4 protein-coding genes are annotated in these 7788 nt (G+C 65.1%); all 4 read left to right on the top strand.

The genetic code is table 11. The features are described 5' to 3' along the window. A partial coding sequence (locus tag WCB02_RS37725; RefSeq protein WP_423967070.1) for a hypothetical protein occupies nucleotides 1–1838 on the top strand: 1838 nt, incomplete at its 5' end. 15 nt (nucleotides 1839–1853) lie between these two features. Next, nucleotides 1854–5231 (top strand): DUF6519 domain-containing protein, encoded by a 3378-nt coding sequence (locus tag WCB02_RS37720; protein WP_423967068.1) that lies wholly within the window; start codon nucleotides 1854–1856, stop codon nucleotides 5229–5231. A gap of 15 nt (nucleotides 5232–5246) precedes the next feature. Next, nucleotides 5247–5672, top strand: a complete 426-nt coding sequence (locus tag WCB02_RS37715; protein ID WP_423967066.1) for a hypothetical protein — start codon at nucleotides 5247–5249, stop codon at nucleotides 5670–5672. A gap of 58 nt (nucleotides 5673–5730) precedes the next feature. Then, a complete protein-coding gene (locus tag WCB02_RS37710; protein ID WP_423967064.1) occupies nucleotides 5731–7446 on the top strand; it encodes a hypothetical protein in 1716 nt (571 codons plus the stop codon). The last annotated feature ends 342 nt before the right edge of the window (nucleotides 7447–7788 follow it).

Raw genomic sequence — 7788 nt, 5'->3', positions numbered from 1 at the left:
GCTGGGGCGCGCACGCGGTCGAGTTCTTCCAGGTCCTCGCCGTCACGCAGTACATGAATCATATCCGCGCCCACAATTACTACGCTCCCGACCTGCGCCATTGGCAGCCGCGCCTCTACATCAATTCGGGCTTCGACCGCACCGCCCATACGATCGACGTCCGCCGCATCGCGGTGGAGCTCGGCCGCTACAACATCCAAAACGTCGGCATCTTCTTGTGGTCGCTGAACGCCTACAGCATGACCATGGCGCCCGCAGCATCGGTCGCGGGCGATCCGCTATGCTTCCGCTTCAGCTCGCTCGGCCGCGACACGCAGCTGTTCAACTCTCCGCAGTACCAGGGTCTCGACATCGCCACGCCGGCGGGACCACTCAACGTGCCCGGCCCACTGCGGCGTCAGCAGCTGTACAGCGACATCCATGCCATCCAGAGCCGCGGCGCGACGCCGGCCTATTATGGCGCTGGCCTGAGCCTCGTCCTGCAGGTCGACGGCAAGCCTGTGCCGGCGACCGAGATCCAGGTGTGCAACCTCTCCGGCGCCGACGGCAGCTGGGTCAACATGCCGGCGGCAGGGCCAACCTATGTGGCGGCGATCGATCCCGAGCTAGGCCGCATCGCGCTCGCGCCGCCCGCGTTCGGCCCCACCCCGTCGCATGTTGTGCGGGCGACCTATTATTACGGCTTCAACGCCGACATGGGCGGCGGCGAATATTCGCGCGAGGACACCTTCGCGTTTCCGGCAACGGATGCGCCGCCGGTCGCGCGCGTTCCTGGCGACTTCCCGGCCACGCCGGGCGGCATTCAATCCGCCATCACGGCGATCGCCGGCAATGGCGTCGTTGAGATCACGGACAGCGGCGCCTATCAGGTGCCGACGGGCCTCGTCATCGACGTTGCGCCGAACAGCCATGTCGAGCTGCGCGCCGCCGACGGGTGTCGCCCGACGCTCGTGCTCGGCGCCGAGATCAAGGTATCGGGCGGCGAAGACGCGGCGTTCGACCTCAATGGCGTTCTGGTCACCGCCAATGTCACGCCCGCCAACGCCGGGACGACCTTGGTGCGCGCGCCGGCGCAGCGCCCCAACGCGCAACCCAGCCAGCTGGGCCATCTCGGAGTGACCCACTGCACCCTGGTTCCGGGCTGGGCACTCAACCCGGCCGGCACGGCGAAATTTCCCGGCCAGCCCACCTTCATCGCCGAGCCCTTCACCGCGGTGTCCCCCAGCACCGAGCCGGCCGTCCTGGCGGTCGTCATCGCCAATTCCATCCTCGGCGCGGTTCGCGCCGCGGCGTTCGCGACAGTCTCCTTCGCCGACAGCATCATCGACGCCAACGGAAAACCGCAGGTCGCCTACGCGGCCGTCAATGCCGCCGCGGTCGACCAGACCGGCTCCGGCGGCGCGCTGACGCTGCAGGGCTGCACCGTGATCGGCAAGGTCCATGCCACGCTGCTCTCGCGCGCGTCGAACTGCATCTTCTGGGCTGCGCTCGCGGCCTCCGATACCTGGCCGGCGGCGGTATGGTCCGATCGCAAGCAGAGCGGATGCGTGCGCTTCAGCTGCCTGCCACAGGCCGCGATTACGCCGCGGCAATTCGAATGCGTAAGCGACGGGCCCGGAACGCCCGGTCCGTTGTTCGGATCGCTGCTCTATGGCGATGCCGCCTACGTCAAGCTTCTGCCCGACACCAACGACGTCATCCGTCGCGGCGCCGACGACGGCGGCGAAATGGGCGCGTTCCATTTCCTGCTGGCGCCGCAGCGCGAGATCGATCTTCGCGCGCGCCTGTTGGAATACCTGCCGGTCGGAATGGAGTTCGGAATTTTCTACGAGTCCTGATTAAAGGATTGAATCATGAGCTTCGATGTCAGCCGATTTTCCTTCGACGCTTGGAAAGATCGTTCCGGCGTAGTGATGCAGCAAGGTCGCCCGCAACTCGACTCCGACTGGAATGAATGGATGGCGATATTGAATCGCCGCATCCAGGCCGGAACGCTCGACGCGCTGGGCCGCGTCGCGGTGCCCTCGACCACGCCCTACGGCTTCAAGATCACGGCGAACCAATCGGGGACAACCAACAGCCTCTCGATCGGCGTCGGGCGCATATACGTCGACGGATTGCTGGTCGAGAACCACGGGACGCCAACGGCGACGTACGATCGTGCGCTTGCCGAACTGTCAAACACGCCACAGACGTCTCCGCCCGCGCCCGAAATCGATATCCCGTTCGCCAGCCAACCCCACCTGCCGAACCCGACCGGCGCATTTCTGCCTGGCAACGGACCGTTCGTAATCTATCTCGACGCCTGGCAACGTGAGGTCACATATCTGCAGGACCCGGATCTGGTCGAGCGAGCTCTCGGGGTCGACACGACCGGGCGCCTGCAGACGGTCTGGCAGGTCAAGATGCTCGACGTCAGCAAGGTGCAGCCGACTGGAATCACATGCACCACCTCGCTGGCGCCCTGGGACGCGCTCGTTCAACCCTCGCCCTCGCGCCTGTCAAGCGCGCCCTTTCCCGCCCCGAACCCTGGACCCGGCAGCCTCACGTCCAGCGCCGGCTACACCGGCCTCGAGAATCAGCTCTACCGCGTCGAAATCCATCAGGCCGGCACCTTCAACACGGCCGCCACCGGCACGGGCGCGACGTTCAAATGGTCGCGCGACAACGGCTCGGTTGCGACCGCCGTCACGGCGATCACCGCCGTCGGCTCGGCCAGCCAGCTCACGGTGCAAAGCACGGGCAAGGACGACGTTCTCAGCTTCCATCCGGGCGACTGGATCGAAATCACCGACGATGCGCGCGAGCTTGCCGGCCTCACCGGAGACCTGCGGCAAATAGCCTCCGATGGTGTCGACCCGACCGCGAAGACCATTCTGCTCACGGGTGCGGTTGGCTCGGACATCGCCACCAATCTCACCACCCCGCCCGCCAATCTGGGCAATTGTCATGCGCGCATCCAGCGTTGGGACACCGGCAACGTCTATCTGATCGGCGGCACCGCAGCGGCGCCGACAACGACGATATGGGTCCCAGCGGGAGGCCGGGGCGACATTCCGGTCCCGCCCAAGGGTCAGTCCGTAATCCTGGAAAACGGCATCGCCGTCTCGTTCGACCTCGCCGTCGCTGGCGGAAGCTTCGTGCCGGGCGACTATTGGTGCTTTGCAACGCGCAACGACGGATCGCTGGAGCAGCTCAACGAGGCTCCGCCGAGGGGTGTGCATCATCACTATGCGCGTCTCGCCGTGGTCACCTTCGGCAACCCGGCGGCGAACTGCCCTCTGGCGTGGCCTCCGGTGACCACGTCCGCAAACGACTCCTGCGCCTGTATGGTCTGCGTCGAATTGGCCGATTATCTGGCGGACAATACGGCCATCACCAATGCGATCAACAAGGTCGCTTCGCTGAACGGCGGCCGCGTCTGTCTCGGCGCCGGCACCTTCGTCCTCGGGACGACACCGTTGATCATGTCCGCCCTCGCGCATGTGACGCTGAGCGGACAGGGGGCCGCAACCGGCCTGATCTATTCGGGAACCGGCTCGGCCGTCCAGGTCTCGCAAGCATGGGACGTGCGCATCGAGGACCTTGCTGTCATCGCCACCTACGTGCCACCGACGGCGGGTAGCGGCGTGATTGCCGGCATATCGGTGCAGAACTCCCTCGGCGTCACCATCGAGCGGTGCTCGGTGCTCACCTTGGATACGGCAGCGCCGGTCGCCCCCGCGCCTGCCGGCCTGCCGGTCGATCCCTTCCAGATCCTCAACACGTCGACGCAGACGGCGAGCGGAACCGGAATCGGCATCCTGCTCGACGCTTTCGTGATTGCGGGGATCTTCCGCGACAATCTGCTGATCAGCGATATCGGCATCGGCAGCACCACGGTGATCAACGCCACGCTGACCAATCCGCAGACGAATACGCACAACATCCTCGCCCTCGACGGAATCGAGATCAGCCGGAATGGCCTTAACTGCACCATGGCGGGCGTTGCGATCGGGGTGATCGGGGTAAGCACCGCGACGCGCGCGTGCTTTTTCCTCGGGCCGACCGATATTTCCGATAATCGGGTCCAGGTGTCCCAGCTCATGGGCATAGCGCTGGAGGGTTACGCCCTGCCGGACGCGATCGTGCGTGTCGCCCGCAACTACGTCGAGGCGCCGCTCATCGGCATCGCCACCCTGGTGGACGGCGCGCTGATCGAGGACAACCTGGTGACGCAGCCTGCGGTCGCCACCATGGCCGCGGTCTATCCGTTTGCGACCGGCATCGGCGCTTCTGGTCCGCTCGAGATCGTCATCCCCTACGCGCGGGCCTCGGTGCTGCGCAACCGCGTGCAGAACTGGGCCGGCGCCGGCATCGGCGCCACACACCTCGCGCTGGCAACGGTGCAGGACAACTCCATCACCAATGTCCTCGTCAACGGGATTGTCGCCGTGCTCAACGTCGAGCTGCGCGTTTGCGGCAACGAGGTCATTATCGTGTCGTCCAACCCGTCCGCCCCGGCGGGCACGGTCGTGACCGGAATTTCGGTCGCTGGCGCGGTGAATGCGCTTGTCGAGGGCAACACGGTCGGCATCATCGCGCCCGCAGGCGGCGTCAACGCGTCCGGCGTGCACGTCCTCAACGTCCTAACGGCGAGCGTGAACGGCAACCAGGTGAACCAGATTGGACCGATCACCGACTTGAGCTTCCAACCTTACGGGATTTGGGTCGAAAATCCGGCTCCGCCCGCGCCTGCGATACCGCTCCTCCTCGGGCTCACGCTGAACAACAACAGCGTCCTGCAGTTCGGCACCAGCGCAACCAGCATGTCGAACTTCGAGGGGCTCTCGGTCACCGCCCCCGCCGTCGGCAGTTGGGCCACGGTGCGGGACAACAGCGTCGCCGGTGGCTCGCTACAGCCGTTGATCGTGGTGTCCCTGTCCACCACCGCCGGCGACTGCGTCCTGACGGGGAATTACTGCAATCAGACCGCAACGGGAGCGTCGATTTCGACGCCGATCGTCCAGGTGGTCGGCGCCGCCACCGCCGTTGTATGCAACAACCGGATCACCGGCGCCGGACATGACACCGGGCTCAGCGTCACCACCCCGGCCACCAGCCCGCCGACGCCGGCGACGCCGAAGGCGGCGATCATCGGCAACATCGTCGCCACGCAAATCCTGTTCAACGGGCAATCAAGCAACGCCACCCCGGCGCCGCCGTGGGCCGTGCTGAACGTCATCACCTAGGAGCACGCAGTCATCATGCAAATTCTCAAGCTGAGCGGCCAGACCACCGTCGCCGATATAGCTGCCGCGGCCTATGGCCTCAAATCCAACGACCCGGCGCTGCCCACAGCGGAGAAGAACCTCATCGCCGCCAATCCGGCGCTTGGCGGGAACTTGGCGTCCCTGCCGAAAAACACGGTTGTCGCCGTTCCGCCACTCAACGGTGTTGCCGGCGCCGGCGCCATCACCGTCGATCCGATCGGCAGCGCCTTTTTCGCACGGCTGCAAAACCTATCCGCCGCCGTCAACGCCGCGGCGGCGCCGCGCAGCGCCCCGACCAGCACGACCGCACCTTTGGGCACCGCCCCCGGCGCGAGCACGACGCAGCCGACGCTCGCGCAGCTCGATTTCTCGATTCTGCAGAGCGATCTCGCCGCGTTCACAAAGTTGCACAGCAGTTGAACCAGGCCCGGCGGATCGAGAGCGCATTGCACAACGAATGATTTCACGGGAGGAGTTCATGGCACTCAGTCAGCAGACTTTGCGAATCGTCTGGGGCGAGGCGCGTCGCCTGATTCCGACCGACGGCGCGGATAACACCAAGGCGCGGCTGCAGGCCGTGATCGCCGCATTGGCGACGCGGGACAGCAGTGCGGCGGCTGCCAATTTCGCGGCGCCCGTGCCGCTTCCGCCAGTCGGCTCACCGAGCGGGGCGGCCGCGGCCCAGATGGTGGCGTCGGTCGAAAGCGCTGTCGAGTTCGGCCAGCAGGGCGGACGCGCGCTGCCTAAACGCGCGGTGCTGTGGGAGACCGCAAAGACCGGCGAGCCGGTCGAGACGCAACGATCGTTGCCGCCTTCGGCGGCTTGGATCAAGGACGCAACGGCGGCGCATACGAGCACGTTCGGTGTCGACGGCGACGCCACCCACCGTATCTTCACGCTGTTCGAGAGCGACGCCGAACCGAAGCGCGGCGATCCCGCATTCGTTTCCGGGCTGACCGGCTCGGGCCTGCCATCCCCGCGCCGCAGCGGACATCCGGTTTCGGTGCCCTGGATTCTTGGAATCGTCGCCGGTGTCTTATTCTTCTGGATGCTGGCGAGCCTTTCCTGGACGGGCCACAGCGTCAAGCAGGCGCGCGATCTGATGGCAGGCACGTTACCGGTGGTCACCGGTGCCTATCTCGAGAAGCTCGATGCCGGATGCAAGGCCAATGGCAACGTGTGCAACGACGCCTTCGATGCTGGCGCGACGTCGCCGCAGACCGACAAGGCGACTTACGCTGCCGCAACCTGCATCAAAACGCCGGAGTCGGGCGACTCTCCGCTCCATACCTCGGCATTCTGCCAGTACGCTTGGTCGCTTGCGCTGACGGCCGCAAATTCCGGAAACCTGGCCGGCGTCGGCACTGTTCTCTCGGCCGTTCTCGGCTGGCCGGTGGGTATCTCGCAGCGAACCGGAACCTTGTCGCTCGCGTTCCCGATGGCAGGCCTGATTGCATCCATCGCGCTACTGGGCATTGCGCTCGGGCTGGGCACCCAGGGAAATATCTTCGGCGTGTGGATCAGCCCACAAAAGCGCATCTCGCTTGCGCGCATGCAGGTCTCGTTGTGGACCGTCGTCGTGCTTGGCGCCTACGCGACGGTCGCGCTGTTCAACTCTGGCATGCTGGCGGAGCTGATCCAGGCCGCGCAACAGAATGGAAACCGGCAGTCCTTGCTGGAGACGCTGGTGACGTTCCCGACCATGCCAGCCGCGATCCTCACCGCGCTCGGCATCGCGGTCGTCTCACCCATGGTGTCGGCCCTCATCAAGGGCGACGTCGGCAGCACTGCGAGCGATATCGCGATCGGCCTTGCGGACGATTCCCAGATCAAGGACAACAGCGGCGTCGGGCGCTTCATCGATCAGGTAAAGGGCGACGGCAGCAATCTCGAGGTTCGCGACGCACCCGAGAAAGCGTCGCTCGCCGATCTGTTTCTCGGAGAAACGAACGACAGCAAGAATCTCGTCGACGTGTCGCGCCTGCAGAACGTGCTGATCACGCTGATCCTGGTCTGTGGCTACGGCACGCTGCTGTTCGACATGGTGCGCGACATAGCGCCGGAAACCCTCGTCGGCGCGCTGAACAGCTCCAAATCCCTGTTCCCCACGCTGCCCAGTCCCGGCGCTGTCTTCACGACGCTTCTTGCCGCAAGTCATGGCACCTATCTCGTATCGAAGGCCGCTGCGAAATAGCCACCGGCTTGTATCGAACGCGCATTCGACGGGGTTCCACACCGCCGCTGGGTCAAAAGCGCACGTCCTCACGGGCTCCGACACATCGTCTGCTTTGACCACAAAAGCAGGCCGCTGATTCCTGATTTGGAACACTTGCCTTAAGCAGTCGGACCATCATTGGAAACCAATGGGCGCTTTCTTCCACCATGCGCGTGGAGAGTTGGTATAGTTGTTGGTATCGGCTCATTCAGCGATTTCAAACTAGGGCCTGTCTTCAGTTAGGGGATTCCCAAATCAGTTTTTGAATGATTCATAGGCGGTCGGCCTGAGGGGGGCCGACCGATGCGACGTTTTGCGTTA

It is taken from the genome of Bradyrhizobium sp. (assembly GCF_049581145.1).
In the GTDB taxonomy this organism is placed as follows: Bacteria; Pseudomonadota; Alphaproteobacteria; order Rhizobiales; family Xanthobacteraceae; genus Bradyrhizobium.
Note: the sequence above shows the minus strand (reverse complement) of the source record. Positions and strands in the feature narration are given on the sequence as shown.

Coding starts and splice junctions, on each gene's coding strand:
- WCB02_RS37720 (WP_423967068.1), top strand. CDS start 1,854: ATGAGCTTCGATGTCAGCCGATTTTCCTTCGACGCTTGGAAAGATCGT.
- WCB02_RS37715 (WP_423967066.1), top strand. CDS start 5,247: ATGCAAATTCTCAAGCTGAGCGGCCAGACCACCGTCGCCGATATAGCT.
- WCB02_RS37710 (WP_423967064.1), top strand. CDS start 5,731: ATGGCACTCAGTCAGCAGACTTTGCGAATCGTCTGGGGCGAGGCGCGT.